20 protein-coding genes and 1 pseudogene are annotated in these 23127 nt (G+C 55.9%); 18 read left to right on the forward strand and 3 right to left on the reverse strand.

What is annotated here, in order from left to right:
- Positions 1-12: 12 nt before the first annotated feature.
- Positions 13-458: pseudogene (locus MOV76_RS04700) on the forward strand (transposase).
- A gap of 443 nt (positions 459-901) precedes the next feature.
- Here MOV76_RS04700 and MOV76_RS04705 read toward each other — a convergent pair.
- Complete coding sequence (locus MOV76_RS04705) at positions 902-1669, reverse strand: SDR family oxidoreductase (protein ID WP_004671535.1); 768 nt, start codon at positions 1667-1669, stop codon at positions 902-904.
- 134 nt (positions 1670-1803) lie between these two features.
- Here MOV76_RS04705 and MOV76_RS04710 point away from each other — a divergent pair, with 134 nt between their 5' ends.
- The 8 genes from MOV76_RS04710 (at position 1804) to MOV76_RS04745 (ending at position 9148) form a co-directional block, all read left to right on the forward strand.
- Complete coding sequence (locus MOV76_RS04710) at positions 1804-2313, forward strand: flavin reductase family protein (RefSeq protein WP_008534378.1); 510 nt, start codon at positions 1804-1806, stop codon at positions 2311-2313.
- 72 nt (positions 2314-2385) lie between these two features.
- Positions 2386-2793 (forward strand): carboxymuconolactone decarboxylase family protein, encoded by a 408-nt coding sequence (locus MOV76_RS04715; protein ID WP_008534380.1) that lies wholly within the window; start codon positions 2386-2388, stop codon positions 2791-2793.
- 60 nt (positions 2794-2853) lie between these two features.
- Positions 2854-3975, forward strand: a complete 1122-nt coding sequence (locus tag MOV76_RS04720; protein ID WP_011053356.1) for an LLM class flavin-dependent oxidoreductase — start codon at positions 2854-2856, stop codon at positions 3973-3975.
- Between the two features lie 123 nt (positions 3976-4098).
- Complete coding sequence (locus MOV76_RS04725; protein ID WP_008534383.1) at positions 4099-5268, forward strand: ABC transporter substrate-binding protein; 1170 nt, start codon at positions 4099-4101, stop codon at positions 5266-5268.
- Positions 5268-6563 carry an LL-diaminopimelate aminotransferase gene (locus MOV76_RS04730; protein WP_011053357.1) on the forward strand — a complete coding sequence of 432 codons (1296 nt, stop codon included), beginning with the start codon at positions 5268-5270 and terminating at the stop codon, positions 6561-6563. Before MOV76_RS04725 ends, MOV76_RS04730 begins: the two co-directional genes overlap by 1 nt.
- Before the next feature lie 77 nt (positions 6564-6640).
- Complete coding sequence (locus tag MOV76_RS04735; RefSeq protein ID WP_225880288.1) at positions 6641-6973, forward strand: GFA family protein; 333 nt, start codon at positions 6641-6643, stop codon at positions 6971-6973.
- 359 nt (positions 6974-7332) lie between these two features.
- On the forward strand, positions 7333-7851 hold the full coding sequence (locus MOV76_RS04740; protein WP_004671524.1) for an NAD(P)H-dependent oxidoreductase: 519 nt from the start codon (positions 7333-7335) through the stop codon (positions 7849-7851).
- A gap of 16 nt (positions 7852-7867) precedes the next feature.
- A complete protein-coding gene (locus MOV76_RS04745) occupies positions 7868-9148 on the forward strand; it encodes a bifunctional 3,4-dihydroxy-2-butanone-4-phosphate synthase/GTP cyclohydrolase II (protein WP_082935757.1) in 1281 nt (426 codons plus the stop codon).
- Between the two features lie 235 nt (positions 9149-9383).
- On the opposite strand, the gene MOV76_RS04750 is transcribed toward MOV76_RS04745, so the two are convergent.
- Both MOV76_RS04750 and MOV76_RS04755 read right to left on the reverse strand, forming a co-directional pair.
- Entirely contained in the window at positions 9384-10490 is a 1107-nt protein-coding gene (locus MOV76_RS04750; protein WP_037145482.1) for an NAD(P)-dependent alcohol dehydrogenase, read from the reverse strand.
- A gap of 363 nt (positions 10491-10853) precedes the next feature.
- Complete coding sequence (locus tag MOV76_RS04755) at positions 10854-11483, reverse strand: 2,3-bisphosphoglycerate-dependent phosphoglycerate mutase (protein WP_064842555.1); 630 nt, start codon at positions 11481-11483, stop codon at positions 10854-10856.
- 255 nt (positions 11484-11738) lie between these two features.
- Between MOV76_RS04755 and MOV76_RS04760 the strand changes: the two genes are divergently transcribed.
- The 9 genes from MOV76_RS04760 to MOV76_RS04800 all read left to right on the forward strand — a co-directional run bounded on the left by MOV76_RS04760 (position 11739) and on the right by MOV76_RS04800 (position 23001).
- Positions 11739-12827 (forward strand): substrate-binding domain-containing protein, encoded by a 1089-nt coding sequence (locus MOV76_RS04760; protein ID WP_004671515.1) that lies wholly within the window; start codon positions 11739-11741, stop codon positions 12825-12827.
- Positions 12828-12882: 55 nt separating this feature from the next.
- Complete coding sequence (locus MOV76_RS04765; RefSeq protein ID WP_170964873.1) at positions 12883-14412, forward strand: sugar ABC transporter ATP-binding protein; 1530 nt, start codon at positions 12883-12885, stop codon at positions 14410-14412.
- A gap of 12 nt (positions 14413-14424) precedes the next feature.
- The gene (locus MOV76_RS04770) at positions 14425-15366 is read left to right on the forward strand and encodes an ABC transporter permease (protein ID WP_004671512.1); all 942 of its coding nucleotides are present in this window, start codon (positions 14425-14427) and stop codon (positions 15364-15366) included.
- A 5-nt stretch (positions 15367-15371) separates the two neighbouring features.
- Positions 15372-16370 carry an ABC transporter permease gene (locus MOV76_RS04775; protein ID WP_026188838.1) on the forward strand — a complete coding sequence of 333 codons (999 nt, stop codon included), beginning with the start codon at positions 15372-15374 and terminating at the stop codon, positions 16368-16370.
- A gap of 58 nt (positions 16371-16428) precedes the next feature.
- Positions 16429-17532, forward strand: coding sequence for an NAD(P)-dependent alcohol dehydrogenase (locus MOV76_RS04780; RefSeq protein WP_004671507.1), 1104 nt, complete (start codon positions 16429-16431; stop codon positions 17530-17532).
- Positions 17533-17544: 12 nt separating this feature from the next.
- Positions 17545-17856: a putative quinol monooxygenase gene (locus MOV76_RS04785; protein ID WP_004671505.1), complete on the forward strand. Its 312-nt coding sequence runs from the start codon at positions 17545-17547 to the stop codon at positions 17854-17856.
- A gap of 63 nt (positions 17857-17919) precedes the next feature.
- Positions 17920-19185: an NAD(P)/FAD-dependent oxidoreductase gene (locus tag MOV76_RS04790; RefSeq protein ID WP_077991326.1), complete on the forward strand. Its 1266-nt coding sequence runs from the start codon at positions 17920-17922 to the stop codon at positions 19183-19185.
- Between the two features lie 296 nt (positions 19186-19481).
- Entirely contained in the window at positions 19482-20447 is a 966-nt protein-coding gene (locus MOV76_RS04795; protein ID WP_008534397.1) for an AraC family transcriptional regulator, read from the forward strand.
- 292 nt (positions 20448-20739) lie between these two features.
- Positions 20740-23001 carry a methyl-accepting chemotaxis protein gene (locus tag MOV76_RS04800; protein WP_077991327.1) on the forward strand — a complete coding sequence of 754 codons (2262 nt, stop codon included), beginning with the start codon at positions 20740-20742 and terminating at the stop codon, positions 22999-23001.
- The last annotated feature ends 126 nt before the right edge of the window (positions 23002-23127 follow it).

Raw genomic sequence — 23127 nt, forward strand, 5'->3', positions numbered from 1 at the left:
CGGGTTCACTTCATGAGGAACGTGCTCGCGCATGCTGGAAAGAGCGGCAGGCGGGTCGTATCCGCCTTCATCGCGACGGCCTTTGCCCAGGAGACCCCGGAGGCAGCAAGCGCACAATGGCGCAGTGTCGCCGATCAAATCAGGCCGAAAGTGCCGAAGCTTGCCACCATCATGGACGACGCTGAAGAGGAAGTGTTCGCCTACATGACCTTCCCGAAAGAGCACCGGGAAAGCTGCACTCGACGAATCCAATTGAGCGTCTCAACGGCGAAATCAAGCGACGCACCGAGGTCGTCGGCATCTTTCCGAACGACGAAGCCATCGTCCGTCTCGTCGGCGCACTGCTGCTCGAACAGAATGATGAATGGGCCGTTCAACGCGCCAGGTATATGACGCTTGAGACCATGGCCCAAATGAGCGATGAGCCCCAAATCAGCCTGCCCGCTGTGGCACGCTGATATCCCCTCCGACCCGACCTCGGAAAGCACGGCAATCAGCCGTCAGCTACCCCACCTCCCGGGACACGATCGTATCACCTTGTATTCCGGACTAAACTTATGCCGACAGCGTTGCGATAGAGGGCATTCGGAACCAGCATGCGGCTATTCCGGAAGGTCGGCACTCGCATGACGTCATCTGACCGACATCGTGGGGTTATTCGACAAAAATTGCGAAATGTCCTTGATCCAGTTTCCGCTGTTAGATCTCGTTGTCGCCGGCAGTCCTTTCTCTATCATATTTGCTGGAGCGTGCCGCAAGTCCGACAAGAGCTGCGCCTAGGCCAACAGCTCTGTGCTGTCATTGACGGGTTAGGAACACGTCAATGATCAACGAGGCTGGAGCCTTATACCCCGGTGTTCCTGCCTCAAATGTAAGGGCATGACGAGTGCCGCCCTTTCCTTCACTTGACCAGGTGGTTTCCGATCGAGGAGCCGCCATCGACCGTCAGAATGCTACCGGTCGCGAACCTCGAACGATCGGACGCAAGAAAAAGCATTGCTTCAGCAATCTCTTCAGCTGTCCCCATCCGATCCATGACGGCACGGGCGTTGAAATCGCTGCGAAGCTTCGCGGGGTCCTTCGCTTCGGCGAAGATTTTCGTGAAGTAAGGAGAGTCGATTGTCCCTGGAGCGACCGCGTTGACACGAATTCCCTCTTTCGCATGATCCATGGCCATCGCGCGCGTCAGCGAAGATATTGCTCCTTTCGATGCTACGTAGGCAGTCCTGTCCGCGATTGCTGAGGTTGCGGTGTAGGAAGTCGTATTGATGATCGAACCTCCGCCGTTCCGTCGCATAACAGGAATGACGTACTTTGAGCAAAGGAAGATCCCTTTGACGTTTACGGACATAATCCGGTCCCAAGTTTCTTCAGGAATGGTCACCACATTCCCCGTCGTTCCGAACCCGGCATTATTGACGAGCACGTCGACCCGGCCCCACTTTGCGGTCGTCTTCTCAACCATGCTTTCCGCGTCCTTGGCGGACGAGACGTCGACGCGAACACCGAAAGCCTTCGAGCCGATCTCGTTCGCCACACGAACCGCGGCGTCTTCATTGACATCAGCAACAACCACATAGGCGCCGTTCTTTGCGAAAAGCTCGGCGGTCGCACGACCAATGCCGCTGCCGCCCCCTGTGACGATACAAACCCTTTGATTCAAATCCATCGACCATCTCCTCATTTTTGGGTGCCTTAGAAGACATTTTAGCAGACAATCTGTCAATTGTGAAAATCCAGTTGACAGATTGTCTGCTGATCTGTTTATCTAGGCTCGATCGAATTTGGCCGTGGGAGGACAATATGGCCGATACCAGCACTGAGGCGCAGTTGGCTTTTAAGGCAGCTATGCGTCGGTTCACATCAACCATCTGCTTGATCACGACCGAACTCAACGGGGTCCGTCATGGCATGGCCGCCACCGCGGTCCAGTCGGTTACCGCGGACCCACCAACTGTTCTTGTCTGCATCAACCAATCGGCTTCGGTGAATCAGCCTTTGAAGATCTCCGGGAAGTTCGCCGTGAACATGCTGCATCTTTCACATGCCGATCTTGTGCCGCTGTTCAGTGGGCAATTGAAGGGTGAAGAGCGCTTTCATTACGGCGAGTGGCTGTCTCTCGACGGCATGCCGGTCCTGTCCGATGCGCAGGCGGCGTTTGTCTGCAAGCTAAAAGATGTCGTTCACGTTGGAACGCATGATGTTGTGCTCGGAGAAGTGCTCGAAGCACGGTTCATCGAGTCAATCGCGCCGCTTCTCTACGAAAACGGTCAACTCGTCAGGTCGTCGTCCATCAGTGGATCGGCCGCATAGTAGGTGGCTTTAACCACCAATCACATCACTCATCGAAAGCCCAAGGGCGGCAAGGAGAAAAGCGTGAGCAATATGGCACCCGCAAGAGAAATTCATGGACGTGAAGTCACAGAGCGCTTTGAGCGCGGACTAAAGACCCGGCGCGAAGTCTTGGGGGGGGCCTATGTTGATGCGTCGGTCAGCAAAGCCACCGACTTCAATTGGCCGATGCAAACCCTCGTCACGGAATACTGCTGGGACGCGATTTGGAATCGGCCGGGCCTGGAGCGCAAGCAGCGCAGCATCCTCAATCTCGGGATGATTTCGGCCCTCAATCGTCCGCATGAGCTGAAACTGCATGTTCGCGGAGCAATCAACAACGGTCTTACCAAAGAGGAAATTCGGGAGGTTTTCCTCCAGGTTTCGATTTACTGCGGTGTTCCTGCGGCCATCGACAGCTTCCGCGTGGCAGCGGAAGTTTTCGACGAGATGGGCATCTAGTTATTCAACGCATTTGAGTGGGCTGAGCATCATCCGTTGCCAGCCCGAGGAGGGACTACAGTGACCGCACAAGACGATTTCCGCGCTGCCGGAAACCCAATGTTCAATGATAACAAGCTCAAGCTCGGCGTATTTGGCACGAATTGCTCGAATGCATGCGCGATTACGCTCGCTGAGACAACGTTCGAACCTACCTTCGACCACAACGTCGAGATTGCAAAGAAGCTTGAGGCAGCCGGTTGGGAATGCATGGTGCCGATTGCACGCTGGCGTGGTTTTGGCGGTCCTTCAAACTTCAATGGCGTGAACATGGATACGTTCACCTGGGCGGCCGCTCTCGCGGCGGTCACCACGAAGCTCCAGTTCTTCTCAACGACTCACATTCCGACGCTAAACCCGATTGTTGCAACCAAGATGGCGACAACAATCGATCACATCTCGAAGGGTCGATACGGCCTCAATCTCGTTACCGGCTGGTTCACTCCCGAAATGGAAATGTTCGGAGTTCCTATGATGGAGCACGACACCCGCTATGAATACGCCACTGAATGGATGGATATCGTCGAGACGCTCTGGAAACGCAATGGCGTTACCTTCGAAGGCGAGTTCCTCAAAGTCAAAGACGCCTTCAGTGAACCCAAACCCTACAACAAGGCGGGTCGCCCGCTCCTGATCTGCGCCGGCGCCTCGGGCAAGGGACTGCATTTCACCGCCAAGTTCTGCGACTTCAACTTCGGCTTCATGCAAGACATGGAATCGGGCGCTGCCTGGGTCAAAAAGGTGAAGGACCTGGCGCGTACTGAATATAACCGTGATCTTGGCACATTCACAGCTTGCCCCGTTATCGTTCGCGAAACGGAGAAGGAAGCAAAGGAATACTACGACTACTACGTCAACCAGAAGGGTGACTGGGAGGCATGCGAGAACATCTGTGAAGTTCTGCAGGTGCAATCTCAAAACCATTCTGCCGAAATGTATCAAAAATTCAAGGAACGCTTCGTCGCTGGCTGGGGTGGATACCCGATCGTCGGCAATCCAGAACAAGTCGCCGACAAGCTCGTGGATCTCAGCAATACAGGCGTCAACGGCGCCTTGCTGACAATGGTCGATTACAACGAGGAACTTCCCTTCTTTAACGACCGTGTCATGCCGCTGCTCAAGCAAGCCGGTCTGCGCAACTGAACCAGTCCTCGGGACGGCGATTGCCGTCCCGACACGAACTCTGCCAGATTCTGGCAGGATTTTCGCGGCTGGCGGCCAAAGGGGCCGGCGGTTGAGCGGAACCACAAGGGGAGGAGGCCCTGAATGCTGAAGAAAATCGTTGCAGCGCTTTTTACGCTGTCGAGCCTTTATCACATGAACGGCGTGGCGAAGGCTGACGGCCTCGATTCGTTGCCGCCGGACCAAAAGGCGCTTTACGAGAATATCGATCCCGCCATTCCGCTCGGGGGGACGGTGTACAAAGATTTTGTTCCAAAACGTCCACCGCCGTGGAAAATTGGTTATGCATCCACATATGCCGGTAATACCTGGCGCGCGAACATCCTGGACGAATTCACCAACGTATTGCTTCCGAAATATAAGGAAGCAGGCCTAGTCTCCGATCTTATCGTCACGCAGTCTGACCTCAAAGACGCTGTCCAAATCCAGCAGATGCGGCAGATGGTTGACGACGGTGTTGATGCGATCGTCATTTGCTGCTCGAACATTACCGCACTTAACAAGACCATAGAGTATGCTCATTCGAAAGGCGTGCCAGTCTTCTCAGTCTCGGGCTATGTCACATCACCCTACGCAATCAATGCCACAGAGAATAACACCGACGGTGGCTACAAGGCTGCTGAATGGCTTGCCAAGGAAATCGGTGAAAAAGGCAACGTCCTGATGGTATCGGGCATCCCCGGTTTCGCATCATCGGACAGCTTCGACATCGGCGCGAAGAACGCGTTCGATAAATTCCCCGGTATCAAAATTGTAGGCACGATAGCTGGCAAATGGACCGACCAGGTCGCCCAGGTTGAGGTTCAGAAGTTTCTTGCCACCAATCTTGCTGAGGTTAATGGCATTCTCGTTCAGTCCGCTTCAGAAAACGGTGTCGTGAACGCAGTACAGCAATCCGGCCGCGACATGATGCCTATCGTGCTCGGGGGTGAGGCTTCCGCAGCCTGCTACTGGCGTAAGAACCCTGATTTCATAAGCAAGAGCTTCCATTTCTGGCCGCCGCGGTCTGATGCCCGCCTTGTGTGGGACGTCATGATGCGAACGCTCGAAGGCCAGGGACCAAAGATCCAGTCGATTCTTCGTCCTGCGCTTCCTTACACCATTGATGACGTGAAGGAAGTGCTGAAGGAAGATTGCGATCCCAATTCTACGGATTGGATCGAGCCGAAGAACAACGGCTGGTGGCCTGCAGACGTCGCTGCAAACTACTTCGAACGTCCTGAAGATCCGTTAGCTTGGCGGCCGAAGAAGTAATGAATGTTCTCCGGAAGGAGACCTCCCAGCCTCCCGCGTCGGTTTCTATAATCGGCGCGGGAGGTATCTGCGATTTGATTGGAAATAGTGTGCTGGACTTTCACAGAATTCAACGTTTGCCGCCTTATGTTTTCGAACAGGTCAACCGTTTGAAAGCAAGCGCGCGAGCGGGCGGCGCCGATATCATTGATCTCGGCATGGGAAACCCCGACCTTCCGACTCCCCAATCGATCGTCGACAAGCTGTGCGAGGTCGTGCAGGATCCGCGCACCCACCGTTATTCCTCCTCCAAGGGCATTCCGGGGCTGCGCCGCGCCCAGGCCGCCTATTATGCCCGCCGCTTCGGCGTCAAGCTCAACCCGGATACCCAGGTGGTTGCCACCTTGGGCTCCAAGGAAGGCTTCGCCAACATGGCGCAGGCGATCACCGCGCCCGGCGACGTGATCCTCTGCCCGAACCCGACCTATCCGATCCACGCCTTCGGTTTCCTGATGGCGGGCGGCGTGATCCGCTCGATGTCGGTTGAGCCGGATGAGAGCTTTTTCCCGCCGCTGGAGCGGGCGGTCCGACATTCGATCCCGAAGCCGTTGGCGCTGATCCTCAACTACCCCTCGAACCCGACGGCCCTCGTCGCGACGCTCGATTTCTATAAGGACGTCGTCGCCTTCGCCAAGAAGCATGACATCATCGTGCTTTCCGACCTTGCCTATTCCGAGATCTACTTCGACGGCGCTCCGCCGCCATCGGTTCTCGAAGTGCCTGGTGCAATGGATGTGACCGTCGAATTCACCTCGATGTCGAAGACCTTTTCCATGCCCGGCTGGCGCATGGGCTTTGCCGTCGGCAACGAGCGGCTGATCGCGGCGCTCACCCGCGTCAAGTCCTATCTCGACTACGGCGCCTTCACGCCGATCCAGGTGGCCGCGACCCATGCGCTGAACGGCGACGGTTCCGACATTGCGGAGGTTCGCAACGTCTACAAGCGTCGCCGCGACGTCATGGTCGAAAGCTTCGGCAAGGCCGGCTTCGACGTGCCGCCGCCGGCTGCCACCATGTTCGCCTGGGCGAAGATCCCCGAAAAGTTCCGTCATCTCGGTTCGCTGGAGTTTTCCAAGCTGCTGGTCGAGAAGGCCGACGTCGCCGTTGCACCGGGTATCGGCTTCGGCGAAATGGGCGACGACTACGTCCGTCTGGCGCTCGTCGAGAACGAACACCGCATCCGCCAGGCTGCGCGCAACATCAAACGCTGGCTTAGCGGCGACGAGAAATTTGAAATCAACGTAATGAATCAGTGAAAGGATACCCGATGCCAATCTTCGGATCATGCCAATGCAAAGCCGTTACGTACCAGGTTCAGGAAATTGATGGACCCATGTGGAATTGCTTCTGTCAAACATGCCGGAAGTCCCACGCCGCTGATCACAATACCGCTGCGAAGGTGAAAAGCGAGCACTTCAAGATCCTTACAGGCCAAGATACGCTTCATAGCTTCGAATCGACGCCTGGAAAGCTGCGGTGGTTTTGTTCGGTATGTGGCTCGCACGTTTATGCGGAGCGGCCGGCCAGCCCGGAGCTCAAAGTCGTTAGAGCCGGCACGTTCGATACCGATCCTGGAAGTGTGCCGATGTCAAACGTATGGGTATCGCATGCGAAACCTTGGCTCGCCCATGATCCATCGAAGGCAAGCTCACCAGAGTTCCCGTAAGTGACCGGGATACTACCTGTCGTAACTGAGGTGGAGTCACGGCGACCGTATATCAAGCGGCAACGCCTCATTCCTGTCCAGGAGGTTCTAACGCAAACGTGCTGGGTCGGTAAAAGCGGCAGGGATTGGAGACAATAGGTTCGCTTGCACGGCGAGCCCACCCATTGAGAGAATAAAGTCGTACGAGACAGAAGACTTCTGCGAAGCAATCCAGCCTTCGAGGTTCGGAAATTACGGGTTGTGAGGGCTCAGGACACCGCAGGACTATTTTTGCCCCCACGGGTCCTCAACGACCTCCATTGCGGTGTGAGTGAAAATTGTAAGATTGTCTTATGCGAGAATGTTGGGAGTCCTGTGACATGAAAGTTGTTGTAATAACGGGGAATTTATCGCGCCCCTCGAAAACCCGGGCCGTAGCAGACTTCATGGTGGATCGGGTGCGCGCGTCCGGCAACGAAGCAAGCTGCTGGGACCTTGTCGACCTTCATCCGCACCTTGGGGCAACAGTGTTGCCCTCCAGCGCCGCTGAGATTGTTAAAGCGGCACTCAACGATATTTTGGCTAGTGACGTGCTAGTTGTTGGTAGTCCGGTCTACAAAGCATCTTACACTGGGTTGCTGAAGCATTTATTCGACCTTGTCGACATGAAAGCGCTTAAGGGCCGCTATGTGATCCCTTTTGCAACCGGTAAAGCATCGAGTCACAAGCCGCTCGTCGAAGCCTCGATGGAAGCCTTATTCGACTTTTTCGAAGCGCAAATACATAGCCGTTTCATTTTCGCTCTCGATGAAGATTTTCAGAACGATGCTCTTTCTGAGAACCTGCGCGCGCTTGTCGACAGAGAGCTCGATGCCGCGCGTCGCGCCGTCAGCCCATAATAAGGAGGAGGATTCCATGTCTTTTTCGAGCATAGATGAGGCGATCGAGGCGATCGAAGCGGGCGAGATGGTTATCGTGGTCGACGACGAAAATCGGGAGAATGAAGGCGACCTAGTCGTTGCTGCCGAAAAAATAACAGCTGAGCACATCGCTTTCATGATGAAATATGCGAGAGGCCTTATCTGCGTGCCACTTCCAGCCGAACGTCTCGACAAACTCGAGATCCCCCTGATGGTCACACGTAATTCGGACTCACTGCAGACGGCATTTACCGTTTCCGTCGATTGCAAACACGGCACAACGACAGGGATTTCAGCCGAAGATCGAGCAGCAACCGTCAAGTCGCTCATCGATCCGCAGACGCGGCCGGAAGACCTATCGCGGCCGGGTCACATTTTTCCTTTGCGTGCAAATCGTCTCGGTGTCCTGGGCCGTCCTGGCCACACCGAAGCTGCCGTGGATCTTGCACGACTGGCCGGCCTGGCGCCGGCTGGCGTAATCTGCGAGATCGCCAATGACGACGGAACCATGTCTCGACTGCCAGATCTCGAGAAGTTCGCAATCGAACATGGCCTGCACATAGTAACGATCGACGCTTTGATTGAGTACTGCAGGAGTCGTGATACGAGGGTAAAGCGTTACGCGCAGTCCTTTATGCCAACGCGGTTTGGGGATTTCAAGGCAATTGCTTATCGCGATAGTTTGACGGGAACGGAACACTTAGCTTTGACACTTGGCGAGTTGTGCGAGAAGGAAGACGTTCTGGTACGGGTGCATTCTGAATGTCTGACAGGTGAGGCGTTCCGGTCCATGCGATGCGACTGCGGTCAACAGCTCGAAATGGCTCTTCGGGCGGTCCAGTTAGCGGGCGCTGGTTGCGTGATCTACATGCGTGGGCAAGAGGGGCGTGGCATTGGCTTAGGAAACAAAATTGCGGCTTACGGCCTGCAGGATCATGGTCGTGATACTCTTGAGGCAAATCGGGAACTCGGCTTCGCATCTGATTCCCGCGAATATAACGCAGCGGCGGATATCATCCGCGACCTCGGTATCGGCAGCGTTCGGCTTCTGACCAACAATCTTGCAAAAATAGAGGCGCTGCGAACGTCAGGCGTCATCGTGTCGTCTCGCCAGAGTCTGATCGCCGCATCTAGCGCGTCCAACATCACTTATCTTAAGACAAAGCGCGATCGGTTTGGCCACCTGTTGGACCAGGACACGTCAGCTGAACACGTCGGCCGGAACAACGTCTTTTCAGTGTTTGGCGCGCAGGTGTTCTCTGGACCCCTTGGGTAGCGGAGCCGCCCTCGCCACTTACCTGCCGGTGATTGTAGGGGGCCGCCTTTGACCGGCAGAGTCCTAGAGCTTTTGCGTCGGCCCTGCCAGCACATCATTCGTGCAGGCGTATCGGAGTGATGTGGCCCGCGATTGCATCGAAAGCAGCGTTCGACCATATCTCGTCTTGAGCACGGCTGTTCCGACGGATCGCATTTAATCGCGGTCCGTCTTGTCTTTCGAAAAGTCTCGCAAACTAATGCTTCATGCGAAGGATCGGCTTAATGACTTTGCCGCTCTCGGAATCAGCCATCGCCTCGTTGATCTGGTCGAGGTCATAGAACTGAACCAGTTTGTCGAACGGGAAAAGTCCCTGCTGCCAATACTCGATCAACTGCGGGACGAACTCGGACGGAATGCTTTGTCCTTCGACAACGCCGATCAATGTGCGGCCGAAAAGGAAGTTCCCGATATCGATCGTGCCTTCAGTGCCGAGAGCGGACGAGCCAACGAGACCGCATGTTCCCGGCGTACCAAGGCAGTCGACTGCCTGACGGAAAACTCGTGGCGAACTCGTGCATTCCAAGCTGAAATCAACGCCTGCGGGGACGATCTTCCTGATCGCGGCAACGCTGTCCAATTTGCGGGCATTTATCGTGTGCGTCGCCCCGAGTTCGCGCGAAAGTTCCAGCCGTTCATCGTTCAAGTCGATCACGATGATGGTCGCGCATCCGGCGATTTTCGCGGCCATCGTAGCCGCCATGCCAACCGCACCAGCACCGAACACTGCTATTGACGAGCCGGGCTTCGGCTTGAGGCAATTCAGTACCGCGCCAGCACCGGTCTGAAGCCCGCACCCGAGCGGTCCAATCAACTCGAGTGGAACATCCTTTGCAACCTTCACGGCGTTTCGTTCGCTGGCGATGGCGTAGGTTGCAAATGACGACTGCTCGAAGAAGCAGCCACTAATCTGTTTCCCGTGAGAATCATGGATCGGGCAGGTGCCATCCGGACGAGTGCCGCGGAAATTGCGACCGAAGAAGTCCTCGCAGTAGAAAGGTGTACCGGAAAGGCACTTTTCGCACTTGCCGCAATAGGCGTAGCTCAAAGCAACGTGATCACCGGGCACAAGATCTTTAACTGCGCTCCCGACGGCCTCGACGACGCCAGAGCCTTCGTGTCCCAACACAACAGGTTGAGGTACGTCATATCCCTGGTCCCTGACCACCAGGTCGGTATGACATACCCCCGATGCGACGATGCGGACCAAAATCTCGTCTGCACGAGGTTCCTCAATCCCTATGCACTCCAAGATCAAGGGCTTCGCCTTTTCGCGCGAGACCGCCGCATATGCCTGCTTCATGTAACTGTTCCTCCAAGGCTCACAACGCAATTCGCGCGAACGTACTCATCGTCAGACAATCAGTCAATAATTACTCTGTTAAATTAGATCAGTTCAACCGGAGCAGGGCTGCATTTTTGCAAAGTCACGAGTGAACGCTGATTTGAAGTGATCAAAGGGTTCCGTGCATGTTCGAAAGGGAGCATGCGTCTTGTCCCGCTTTGGGCTGAAAGATCGGCAGACGAAAATTTAGTAGCAACGTGTGAGGCGAGCCGGATGGCGTCGCTTGCCGACGTCGAGCCGGTTCTGAAGGCTATCGACAGCTTCGAGACACCGGTATTGCCAAGTTTAACCGACTACAAACGATGCTACTGCCAGCCAGGCTTAACAGACAGTACCAACCAGGACGTTAGTCTTCTCGATGATCGAGAGGTCCGACGCAATCCGGTATACAGTTGGCGCGGCGGTCGGTGACTCAATAGCGAGCGTATCCTGGATCGTGAGGCGTTCGATGCCCTGCTTTAGTGACCTGATCGTATTCCCGTGGGCCACCACAAGAACCGATTTCCCTCTCAACAAGGGGGGGAACACTTCGCTTATCAAAAAGGGCAGAACCCTCGCGCTTATGTCCCGTATGCTTTCTCCCCCAGGTGGTGGAGTGCTGTACGAGCGGCGCCAAACCTGGACAACATCCTGGCCCCACCGCTCACGTGCCACGTTCTTGTTGATGCCGGTGAGCTGTCCGTAGTCGCGTTCGTTCAACTCGGTTCTCCTGATTGGCTCCAGCAGATCGCCGTTGGTTTCGTTCAAAATCGCTCTGCAAGTGTCAACTGTGCGCAAGAGGGCAGAGCTAAACGCAATATCGAACGAGATGCCGAGGTTCGCGAGCAGTGAGCCGGCTCGCCTGCTCTCAGACCAGCCCTCCTGTGTGAGCGGAACGTCGCTCGTACCCGAGAACTCCCCGCGCGCGTTCCCTTCGCTTTGGCCATGCCGGACAATCACCAGAGTGGACATTCATAACCCTCCCATCGATTTAGCGAACACGAATATTGTCGCACTATCGGACAATCCGTCAAGTGCGACTATGTGCAAGTGAAAACAAAACGATGCCGAAAAAATAAACGTCGAAGTATATATTTATTGACAGATTGTCTGATAGCTCATACCAATGCACTCCGCCGTATTGAGGAGAGTCCGGCACGGCTTGGGAAGGCAAGGCTCTCGCCTTAACAGACAATGCCGCCCAGAGCGGCCGGAGGAGGAATTTTCATGAAGAGACGTACATTTCTACAAGCGAGCGGGGCAATTGCTGTAGCCGGCACGTTCGGAATGCCGGGGATTCTTCGCGCCGACGACGCGATCAGTCTCCTACCTGACACTTGGCCCTCCGAAGGCGCCAACCCAATTGTCGACGCGGGTAAGTTCAAGAAGTCAGGCCCGTGGAAGATCGGACACAGCCACTACGGCCTCGCTGGTTCAACGCATACCTACCAGACGGCGTTTGAAGCCGAATATGAAATAAAAAAGAACAAGGATCGGATCGCTGATTACCAGTTCCGGAGCGCTGATCTCAATGCCTCCAAACAAGTTGCCGATATCGAGGATCTGATCGCCCAGAAGGTCGATGCGATCATCATCGCACCGCTAACCACCGGTTCCGCCGTCGAGGGCATCAAGAAGGCAAAGGCTGCTGGCATTCCAACCGTAGTCTATCTCGGACGCGTCGACACCGAGGAGTTTACGGTTCAGGTCCAGGGCGACGACTTCTATTTCGGGCGCGTGATGGCTCAGTTCCTCGTCGACAAGCTTGGCAACAAGGGCAAGGTATGGGTTCTGCGTGGCGTCGCCGGGCATCCCATCGATGCAGATCGTTATGCAGGCGCCATGGAAGTCTTCAGCAAGTCTGGACTTCAGATCACGTCGACCCAGCACGGAAGCTGGTCTTATGAGGACTCAAAGAAGATCGCCGAAAGCCTGTATCTCTCCGACCCCGATGTCGCGGGCATCTGGACCGATGGAGCCAACATGTCTCTTGGCGTTTTGGATGCCTTGCAGGAGGCTGGCGCCTCAACGATCCCGCCAATCACGGGCGAAGCACTTAACGGCTGGATGCGTCGTTGGAATGACGAAAAACTTTCCTCGATCGGTCCGATTTGCCCACCCGCTCTGTCTACTGCCGCGCTGCGGGCCGCCTTCGCCTTGCTGGATGGGAAGCCGATTCAGCGTAACTGGACGAACCGCCCCAAGCCGATCACCGACGAGACGCTCTCCCAGTTCTATCGCGCAGATCTCACTGATGCGTACTGGGCGCCGACCGAAATGCCGAACGAAAAGCTCCTTGATTATTTCAAGGCTTGATGAACTACGGGCACGATCACTCGTGCCCGTATCCCTGTCGAAGATGGAAATTCCCATGAGCACGCTTGTCGAGATGGTCGGCATCAACAAATCGTTTGGTTTCACGAAAGTCCTTTCGGACGTTCGCTTTTCCCTGGAACGTGGCTCCGTGCACGCTCTGATGGGGGAAAACGGCGCGGGGAAGTCCACCCTGATGCGTATTCTGGCGGGGGTATATCAGCCGGGCGCAGGAAGTGTTCGGCTCCGCGGGGAGGAAGTCAATTTCCGTTCCCCTAAGGAGGCACGGTTGGCGGGAGTGTCGACGGTGTTTCAGGAGTTTACCCTGATCCCCAATCTCACCGTTGCTGAGAACATGTTCCTGGGCCATGAACCTCGTCGCATTGACGGTTCGATCGATAGCGTCGAGGTAGTGAAACGCGCTCGCGCTTTGCTGGCTGACGTATTTCCACAGCTCGACGCAACTGCGATCGTCGAGACACTGACTGTCGCGCAGCAGCAGGCAGTAGAGATCGCGAAGGGACTTACGTCGAACGCGGACGTATTCATCTTCGACGAGCCAACGGCGGCGTTGAACTCGACCGATGTCGCGCATCTTTTCAAGGTTATCCGCGACCTTAAGGCTCAACATAAGGCTGTCGTCTACATCTCTCATCGCATGAATGAAGTCTTCGAACTATGCGACACCATCACCGTCATGAAAGATGGCGCTTGGGTAAGGACTGCAAGAGCGCAGGACTTCAACTTGCAAACGCTGGTAGCGACAATGGTTGGTCGCGAACTTCAGAACTTCTTTCCGCCGCGCTCGCAGGCCACCGGAGCGGCAATGCTGGAGGTTTCGGACTTGCGCCTCGACGACAGCAGCTCGACAGTCACTTTCGTTGTCAGAAAAGGTGAAATCATCGGGCTGGCAGGGCTCGAAGGACAGGGCCAGCGAGAGATAATGCGTGCCATTGTGGGCGTTGAATCGCCAAAGGCCATCGCCGTGTGGCGTGCCGGCCTCGACAACAGCATGCACGTGGTGAATGTAGGGTCAGGGTTCGCTCGCGCGGTCGCATCAGGAATCGGTTTTATCCCTGAAGACAGGAAGCAGGAAGGGCTGTTCCTGCGCCTGCCTATCTACGACAACATCGCGCTGGGAAAACAGCTCAATCGGAATATGGCAAGCGTTGCGTGGCGATCGGTGTCGAGGGTCCGCGAGGTGATCAAGTCGCTACGAGTTGCGGCCGCCGATCCCAATGCGCCCGTAGGTAAACTCTCGGGCGGGAATCAGCAGAAGGTGCTGCTGGGCCGCTGGTTGCTCTCCGGAGTGGACATCCTCGTTATTGAGGAGCCCACGCGCGGCGTCGACGTCGGTGCAAAGGCAGAGATTTACAGATTGCTGCGGGACTTCAGTGATCGTGGCGGTGCGGTCGTGGTTTCGTCGCGCGAGCACGCTGAGCTTATAGGGCTCTGCGACAGCATTTTGGTCGTTCATGACAGGAAGATCGTCGGGCAGATGTCCGCAGAGGGGGCGACCGAGGAAAGAATCCTCGAGACTGCGCTGGGGGCGAGTGCGTCACCGGATCCCCGTGCTGCGGTGCATTGAGGAGGATAACTTATGAATTCATTTGCCAGTCGCCTGAAGCTCCCTTATCGCGCGGGAGCGATCGGGCTTTCCATTGGAACGCTCCTGGTGATGGTTGTCGCCTCGGTAATATTATTGCCGGACTTCATGGATCCGGAGAATTTGTCTAATCTCCTGGCGCAATCGACGGTGCTCGTCATCTCGGCTCTCGGTCAGACGTTCGTCATTCTCACTGGCGGCCTCGACGTGTCGGTTGGGTCCGTCATCAGTCTAACGACGACGATCATGACGCTTGATCTTCCTGAGATAACCCGCGTGCTTATCTGCATCGCGGTGGCGATGGGGTTCGGAGTAGCGAACGGTTACGGTGTCGCGCGCCTCAATGTACATCCAATCATCATGACGCTGACAACAATGGGCATCGGCCAAGGTATCGCGTTGATCATTTTGCCAATCCCAGGTGGGCGCGTTCCGGAGTGGCTTTCCGGCTCGGTAGCCGGATCCATCGGCCCCGTACCTAACTCATTGTTTTGGTTGATCACGGCATCGCTCTTCGCATCCTGGATTCTCTATCGTCGTCCCTTCGGCCTCTACCTCTTCGCTTCCGGCGGCAATGACTTCAACGCACGGATGAACGGTGTTCCCGTCGAGCGCACCATCATCAAAGCGTATGTTCTTTCCGCTCTATTCGCATGCGCTGCGGGGATGTTTCTTGCAGGTCGCCTTGCATCGGGTGATCCTAAGGGCGGCGCTTCATTCGGGATTGAGTCTGTAACGGCTGCAGCATTGGGTGGGGTCCACCTCGCCGGGGGCATCGGAAGCATTGTGGGAACCGTCGTTGGCGCGGCGATCCTCGGGACAGTGAATAATGTGATGAATCTGGCCAACGTCTCTGCATTTCTTCAGTCGGTCGTCAAGGGTGTGTTGCTTCTCGTACTCGTCGTTTCGCAGCGACGCAAAACAATCGGACTTTGAAAGAGATGGACTTCTCGATGACCACATCAGACTCGAAAACTGAAGCACCATCTCGCTCATTGAGGGGTAAGAGCGCCATTTCGTGGATACTCGGGCTACCGCCCGCATACTATGTGCTCGCAATCCTGGTTGCGGTTGCTCCAGCAGTGAGCGCCACGCTCATAAATCCCAACTACTGGTTTGTAATCCTCAAGCAGTCAGCGCCGCTCGGGATCGCGGTGCTCGCCCAGTCGCTTGTCATGCGGGTGCGATCCATCGATCTCTCTGTCAGCGGTATTTTCGCCTTCGCGATCTATCTGGCCAGCTCGGGCCAGCTCAACAACTATCCACCGCTAATGACCGTCCTCATGCCTGTTGTGATTGGGCTAGCTGTGGGGGGTGTAAACGGAATACTCGTAGCATACGTGCGCGCTTCTGCCGTTATCTCCACACTAAGTGTTTCGGCCATTCTGATTGGGATCGTCCAATACATGAGCGCCGGCCGCGCGCCCGGTTCAACGCCAAGCTGGCTTCGAATACTTACGAGCGGCAATATCCACGGCCTTTCCTATTCCGTGGTCCTGTGGATCGTCATCGCCGCCCTGATTTCTATCGCATTTCGCTTTCTCATCGTCGGGCGTTACTTCAGGGCCGTCGGCGACAATCCGAGGGCGGCGGAAACTACAGGAATTCCGTTGGCACGTACGATTTTTGTCTCGCACACGCTCGCGGGCGCCCTGACAGGCATCGCGGCCCTGGTCCAGGTATCCGCGTTGGCGGTCGGCACCATCAAGCCAGGCTTCGACACCTTCATGAATGCGCTCGCCGCCACGATCCTCGGCGGTGTGACGTTCGGCGTCGACCGGGGCGGCGTCGCCGGGCCGTTCGTTGCCGTCGTTGCCTTCAGCTTCCTGTTCGCGATGCTGACCGTCTTCGGCATCCAGGAGCCGGGCAAGCTTATCGTCCAGGGCGTGATCATTGCATTTGCCGCAATCATCTACGGTGCGCGCGCGGGTCGCGTCTAGTCCGTCGGACCGATCAAGTCATTCCCGTAGCAATTGCGGGAGAACGCAGGAGAATATAATGGTGAAGATCACTGCGGCTGTCGCCGTGAAGCCAAAGAGCCCGCTGGAATTCCGTGAACTCGAACTGGCTGACCCCGAAGGCAACGAGATCCTGGTTCGCACGGTTGCGAGCGGGATCTGCCACACGGACTTGCTGCTTCGCGACGGTATTTTTGGCCCGCCGGCACCGGTGATCCCGGGGCACGAAGGCGTCGGCGTCGTCGAGGCGGTCGGACCAGAAGTTCAGAGCCTCAAAGTGGGTGATCACGTCGCACTGAGCCAGAGCTCATGCGGATTCTGCGCCGACTGCCGCCGTTCTCACCCAATGAACTGCCAAAACTATACCCAGTACAATCTTACGGGGCTTCGTCCGAATGGTAAGAAGGCATTGCTCTGCGATGAAGTTGGCATTGGCAGCAATTTCGTGGGCCAGTCGTCCTTTGCGACGCATATCCTTGCGACTGAAAACAATGCAGCGCTTTTGCCGAAAACAGACCTCGACCTTACCGACGCTGCGCCACTCGGGTGCGGCATGGCAACAGGTGCAGGAACAGTGATAAACGCGATGAAGCCGGAAATAGGGTCGACGATAGCCGTTTTCGGCGCAGGTGCTGTCGGCATGGCCGCCGTGATGGCCGCCAAAGTTCGTCGGTGCAGCAAGATTATCATCATAGATCTGAATCAGCAGAGGCTAGACATGGCCATGGGGCTTGGTGCCACACATGCGATCAACGGCAAAGATCCCGACGTAGTCAACCAGATCCATGCGCTGACGGGCGGCGGTGCCGACTTCGCGATCGACGCAGTTGGCATCATTCCGGTTATTCTGAACTCGATCAAGTGCACCCGTGCCGGCGGGCACGTTGTCTTGCTCGGCCTCGACGCGCTCGGGAACGACATTCCCATCCCCCTCGATCTAATGGTGTTCAATCGCAAGATCCAGGGTGCGATCCTTGGTGATCAGATTCCACAGCTGTTCATTCCGCAGATGATGGATCTTAATCAGGCTGGGCTTTTCCCCTTCCAAAAATTGATCACCAAGTATCCCTTCGAGAAGATCAACGAAGCGATCGCGGACGCCGAAGCCGGGCGAGTGATCAAGCCGGTCGTCGTTTTCAACTAGGAGCCAGCGCAAATGACATCGAAGAAGTCAGAGGAACAGCACCTTGTCGTGGAATTCAAAACCACGTCCCAAAATCGAAACCGCGTAAAAGAACTCCTTCAGGAATTCATTGGACCCGCCCGCGAAGAGTCTGGTTGTCTCTACTACGACCTCTACCAGCGGTCGGACGATCCGAACACTTTCATCATCTTAGACGGCTGGCAGAATGAGGCGGCTGTCGTTGGCCATGGCGAACATCCTAATGTCAAGCGGGTGCTGGAGCCTCTTCTTCCACTGTTGGTGAGTCCACCGTCGATTAATGTAAATACCCGTATCAGCGACTGATCGGGCGCAATGGCCATTTCTACGAGGCGCGCGCCCCGAGCGCGCAGGTTTGAGGGAGACGAAATGGATACGCATCGAGTTGTCGTAGTCGGCGGTGGCTTTGCCGGACTCCAGTTAGCGAAGGACCTCGAGTGTCCCGACACTTCCATAACGATCGTCGACAGGCGCAACCATCACCTCTTTCAACCGCTCCTCTACCAAGTTGCCACGACTGTATTGGCAACCTCGGAGATAGCTTGGCCCATCAGAGCATTGTTCAGAGGACGAAAGGATGTATCGACGCTGCTGGGCGAGGTTGTTGGCGTTGATACCGAGGCACGCGTAGTATCGCTCAAGGATGGGAATGCTATTCCCTATGACACGCTCGTTCTCGCGACAGGTGCAAGGCACGCCTATTTTGGCCGGGACGAGTGGGAGCCGTTTGCGCCCGGGCTAAAGGCACTCGAAGACGCGACGACCATCCGGCGGCGGCTTCTTCTCGCGTTTGAGAAGGCCGAATTGGAGGCTGATCCCGAACGGCGGAAGGCAATGCTCACGTTCAGCATAATCGGAGCAGGCCCGACAGGCGTGGAGATGGCTGGGATTATAGCGCAACTGGCCCAACGAACCCTTGTTGAGGAGTTCCGTAGCATCGACACCAGATCGGCGCGCATCCTTCTCATCGAGGCAGGTCCACGTGTCCTACCCGTGTTCCCGGAAGCACTTTCGAGATATGCCGAGCAGTCGCTAATCAAGATGGGCGTCGAAGTGAGAACAGGCATTCCCGTGACGGCATGCAACGAGAACGGCATCGCGATCGGAGATGAGTTCGTTTCAAGCCGGACCGTCATCTGGGCTGCGGGGGTGCAAGCGTCGAACGCCGCCGCCTGGGTCGGTGCTGAAAAGGACAGGGCGGGTAGGGCGGTCGTGCAGCCAGATCTGACTGTTGGCGGTAAGCCCGAGATTTTTATTATTGGAGATACTGCCTCCGTGAAGGCCGCTGATGGAACACCCGTCCCCGGAGTGGCTCCCGCCGCCAAACAGCAAGGCAAATATGTCGCTTCGGTAATTGAAGCACGACGTCTGGGTACACCCACTCCAAGTGCGTTCAGATATAGGCATCTGGGAAACCTGGCTACCATCGGGCCGAATTCGGCTGTTATCGACTTCGGGAAGATCCGGCTCAAGGGCGGAATTGCATGGTGGATTTGGGGGCTTGCCCATATCTACTTCCTGATAGGTACGAGGAGCAGATTGGCAGTTGGACTAAGCTGGCTATGGATCTTTGTTTCCGGCCATCACTCCGCACGTTTGATCACGCAAAAAGAAACCTTAAAGGATGAGGTTTAGTCGCTAGCGCGAGCACGCCCGAGTCTGCTGGGCCGTGAATGGAGACCATCAAAGGCCAGACATTTGGGAATCGGTTGCGAAGCGATGGTTGGCAGCAGGTAACAATTCTGTCGGAGTTCCATATATAACAATGATTGATCTTCGCACTATCAACTTAGGCGACTTCGACTGCGTCGAATTCACGGCGAGGACTGGCCGCGACAAGTCAATTGCCCTGTCCGCCTGTCGTTAGCGATAGGCGGGCCTCATGCTTGAATACCGTTTCGGGAAGGAAGTGATGATGTGGAGAGTTGAGAGTGTCCCCCTCTAAGATTGACCATTTCTCGCTCAAAGGTACCTGCAGCGAGGAACTCGCGGCAGCGCTTTCGAGGCTTTCCCCGCAATCTGAAGCGCATGTACATGGCGATAAGACGATCGCCTACGATGTACATGCGATTACCAATGGTCCGATTGCAGTTATTGCCGCGCACTACGAGGGCGACCTAACGGTCCAGCACCGGGGACCGGCGGAGGCAAACATCATCATGCTTCCACTACATGGGCGATCGGTCGTTACCGTTGACGGCAGACAAATCCCGTCAGAGGGAACGCGGGGCGTTTTCGTGAACAGTATGTCGGCGAGTACGACCCAATTCATTGGGCCCAGGAAACATTTGGGGCTTAGGATCGCCCATGATGAGCTGACGCGCCGTTTGGGATGTCGGCTCAATACGCCAATAAGAGGCAGCCTCGATTTCTCGCCAGAAATCGACCTATCGGTCGGGTTCGGCTCCCTTTTGGTTCAACTGGTACCAGTGCTGTATGCTGGATTACGAGACGGAACCCTCCTTCAATCACCGATAGCACTTCATCACCTCACTGAAACGACGATGGAGCTTTTGATCGAAGCTGCGCAGCATCGCTACTCATCTGAGTTATGCCGCGTTGCTGAATCACCCTTACCCAAGGCCGTTAAGCGGGCGGTCGACTATATGCGTGCCAATATTACTCGGCCGCTATCTCTTGAGGAAATCGCAACGGCTTGTGGCGTAAGCCGACGCACTCTTCAAAGCGGTTTTCGCAACTTTCGGAATACGACCCCTCTGGCATTCCTGCAGCACCTACGGTTGGAATTAGTGCATCAGGAACTGATGACAGGCGAACCTGGCCTCTCGGTCACGCAGGTCGCTCTGAAATGGGGCTTCGTGCATAGAGGCAGATTTTCTGCGGACTATCGCAAGCGCTATGGGGTACTTCCCTCGGAAACATTGCGTATATCATAAGCAGATTGCGCCGACCGAGCTACGATCAGCCGGCACGCTCGACCGTCCTCAAGGCTTGTAGCAACAGCACTCTCCAGAAAAGCCGACTGCCTCGGCCCAAGATCTGTCTTGCAGATGATCCCCTGAACGCGACGATGTTCCGATCTGCGCAACGCAGTTCAAGACCACTACAGGGGTTAATCTTATAGTAATTATGCCGAGGTCATCTCACACATAGCGGTCAATGTCGCAATGTTCTGGACCGCGTCGCTAATGGAAGCCGGTGTAATTTATAGTCGTCTATGAGGAACATATGTCGAGACTGCCGCTATCTCTACTTTTAATGATTTTGGCAATTATCCCGTTGACGGCGTTCGTAATCATCGGAGTATCAACATCACTGGGATATTACCGAGAATACTCTACCTTCCGCAGCGCACAAACAACGCAGCGACTTGGGCGGGAAGGCGGATTCCTCGCCCAAGCTATAGCGGCGGAAGCGTTTGCAGGCGCCGACGTGCGTCGGGCAAAGCAAGCTGCATCGGACAGGGCTTTTACAGCGGTCTTTTCCGCTTACGACTCTTGGAAAAAGGCATTCGACGATCCGGCCATAGAACGGGCGGTACAGATCATTCGTGAAAGGCGGGACAATATCGATAGCTTCCGCCGGCGCGTCGATGACGGAACGGCTAGCGAGGCGGAGGGAGCTGTTGCTTTGCGCCCAGCTGCCCTTGCGGGCTTGGAGCTCGTCCGTCGCACTGGGGCGACTGTCAATGATTTGGATTTAGCACGCCAAATTACCGGTTTTCACGCGCTCATGCAGATCACGGAAGCTAGTTTGCTGGAGATCAGGCCCGGCCGAGCCTACGTCAAAAATTCAGCCATGTCCGTCGATCTATTTTCGTCCCTCTTACAGTCAAAAAATCTAAAGCAGCTTTATGTGCCTGCGATGCAGGAATTTCTCCCCGCCGATCTCGTCAAATCTTATGACGACTTCGAGGCCAGCGCCGCAGGCAAGTTCATCGCGGGCGTTCGCGATCAGATGTATGCAAACCAGCCGGGCGTTTCCTTCCCCCCCGAGACGTTGGATCGATGGAATGAAATCACCCAACAGCGGGCTGCTTTGTTGACCGCACTCATTATGCGCACCGGCGACGAGTTGGACGAGATGGCATTTCAGCGTTACGCCGATCTTCGCAATGCCTTTATCGGCTACTCCGGCGCCACGCTTCTGATCATGTCTACGGTACTCATTTTGTGCATTTCGGTCGTTCGGAGAATTTCAAGCTCCATTCGGACTCTGACAAGCCGAATGAAGGCACTCGCAGAAGGCGATACGTCGGCGCCGGTGCCCTTGACGATCCGACGCGACGAGATCGGGGACATGGCGCGTTGCCTTGAGTTTTTCCGCGGCGCGGCCATACAGAAAAGTAACCTGGAGACATCCGCGGAAGCTGAGCGCATTCGTTCTGACCAAGAGAAGCTGGATATTCAGGTAAGGGCGGAAAAAGAAGCAGAAGAGCGCCTCATCCGAGCGACGACGGCATTGGCAACCGGGTTGAAGCGGATGGCGGATGGAGACTTGATTTATGAGATTGAGGAGCCGTTAGCGCCACAGTTTGAAAGTTTGCGCAGGGATTTCAACGCTTCCATTCGTCAGCTCCGGGACGTGCTTGTTACCGTCGGCCATTCAGTTGAAACGGTCACGAATGGCAGCTCGGGCGTCTCGGCCGCATCTGAAAATCTTTCAAGACTCACGGAGCAGCAGGCGGCTTCGCTCGAGGAAACTGCAGCGGCGTTGGAGGAGATAACCGTCAACGTTGCGTCGACCACGAAGAGGACGGCTGAGGCGCGCGGAGCCGTCCAACAGATGCGAGATCATGCGGAAATGTCCGGTCGGGTTGTACGCGATGCTATCGGCGCCATGAATCGCATTGAAAACTCCTCCAAGCAGATTTCCCAGATCATCAGCGTCATCGACGCGATCGCCTTCCAAACGAACCTCCTGGCGCTGAACGCCGGCGTCGAAGCAGCGCGTGCTGGCGACGCGGGAAAAGGCTTTGCGGTTGTTGCCCAGGAGGTCAGGGAGCTTGCACAGCGCTCAGCGACAGCGGCAAAAGAAATCAAGGATCTCATCGGCAATTCAGCTCTTGCCGTCGACGAAGGCGTAAGGCTCGTGAGTGAAACCGGATCGGGCCTGAGAACGATTGAAGAGCTTGTGCAGGATGTAAATCTTCATATGGACGCAATCGCAACGGCCTCCCAGGAACAATCGTCGGGCCTGCGCGAGATCAACGGCGCGGTTAACCATATGGACCATGCCACTCAAGAAAATGCGAGCATGGTCGCGGAGATGAATACTGCAGGATCGCACCTCGCTCAAGAGAGCCAAAGCCTAGCCGCACTGTTGAAACATTTCCACTTCAAAGACGAGAGCGGGAAGCCACAGAAGGTCACGGGCGAACTTGGGAAGAGCTTCCCGCCCGGTCAGACAATGGTTGACCGCGGAGACTATCCGATGCGCCGTGGTAACCTGGTGCTCGCGCCTTCGAATGATGATTGGCAAGCGTTCTAAATGATATGGGCGGCGTCGCCGACCACATGCAAATACACGTCTTTGATGATTCTGAATGAGAGCGATATCCCGGTGGGGTAGCGGCATGGTACTCCGCCAAATGACTTGTGCGGTCCTAACAAAATG

Origin of the sequence: Rhizobium sp. PRIMUS64 (genome assembly GCF_023006465.1) — a bacterium.
Taxonomy (GTDB): domain Bacteria; phylum Pseudomonadota; class Alphaproteobacteria; order Rhizobiales; family Rhizobiaceae; genus Rhizobium; species Rhizobium leguminosarum.

What these genes read in the sequence shown, in the direction of transcription:
- MOV76_RS04725 (WP_008534383.1), top strand. Translation starts at nt 4,099, where the DNA reads ATGCTGAAGAAAATCGTTGCAGCGCTTTTTACGCTGTCGAGCCTTTAT.
- MOV76_RS04735 (WP_225880288.1), top strand. Translation starts at nt 6,641, where the DNA reads ATGTGGAATTGCTTCTGTCAAACATGCCGGAAGTCCCACGCCGCTGAT.
- MOV76_RS04800 (WP_077991327.1), top strand. Translation starts at nt 20,740, where the DNA reads ATGTCGAGACTGCCGCTATCTCTACTTTTAATGATTTTGGCAATTATC.
- MOV76_RS04710 (WP_008534378.1), top strand. Translation starts at nt 1,804, where the DNA reads ATGGCCGATACCAGCACTGAGGCGCAGTTGGCTTTTAAGGCAGCTATG.
- MOV76_RS04770 (WP_004671512.1), top strand. Translation starts at nt 14,425, where the DNA reads ATGAATTCATTTGCCAGTCGCCTGAAGCTCCCTTATCGCGCGGGAGCG.
- MOV76_RS04730 (WP_011053357.1), top strand. Translation starts at nt 5,268, where the DNA reads ATGAATGTTCTCCGGAAGGAGACCTCCCAGCCTCCCGCGTCGGTTTCT.
- MOV76_RS04780 (WP_004671507.1), top strand. Translation starts at nt 16,429, where the DNA reads ATGGTGAAGATCACTGCGGCTGTCGCCGTGAAGCCAAAGAGCCCGCTG.
- MOV76_RS04785 (WP_004671505.1), top strand. Translation starts at nt 17,545, where the DNA reads ATGACATCGAAGAAGTCAGAGGAACAGCACCTTGTCGTGGAATTCAAA.
- MOV76_RS04745 (WP_082935757.1), top strand. Translation starts at nt 7,868, where the DNA reads ATGTCTTTTTCGAGCATAGATGAGGCGATCGAGGCGATCGAAGCGGGC.
- MOV76_RS04755 (WP_064842555.1), bottom strand. Translation starts at nt 11,483, where the DNA reads ATGTCCACTCTGGTGATTGTCCGGCATGGCCAAAGCGAAGGGAACGCG.
- MOV76_RS04765 (WP_170964873.1), top strand. Translation starts at nt 12,883, where the DNA reads ATGAGCACGCTTGTCGAGATGGTCGGCATCAACAAATCGTTTGGTTTC.
- MOV76_RS04790 (WP_077991326.1), top strand. Translation starts at nt 17,920, where the DNA reads ATGGATACGCATCGAGTTGTCGTAGTCGGCGGTGGCTTTGCCGGACTC.
- MOV76_RS04715 (WP_008534380.1), top strand. Translation starts at nt 2,386, where the DNA reads ATGGCACCCGCAAGAGAAATTCATGGACGTGAAGTCACAGAGCGCTTT.
- MOV76_RS04740 (WP_004671524.1), top strand. Translation starts at nt 7,333, where the DNA reads ATGAAAGTTGTTGTAATAACGGGGAATTTATCGCGCCCCTCGAAAACC.
- MOV76_RS04705 (WP_004671535.1), bottom strand. Translation starts at nt 1,669, where the DNA reads ATGGATTTGAATCAAAGGGTTTGTATCGTCACAGGGGGCGGCAGCGGC.
- MOV76_RS04750 (WP_037145482.1), bottom strand. Translation starts at nt 10,490, where the DNA reads ATGAAGCAGGCATATGCGGCGGTCTCGCGCGAAAAGGCGAAGCCCTTG.
- MOV76_RS04775 (WP_026188838.1), top strand. Translation starts at nt 15,372, where the DNA reads ATGGACTTCTCGATGACCACATCAGACTCGAAAACTGAAGCACCATCT.
- MOV76_RS04760 (WP_004671515.1), top strand. Translation starts at nt 11,739, where the DNA reads ATGAAGAGACGTACATTTCTACAAGCGAGCGGGGCAATTGCTGTAGCC.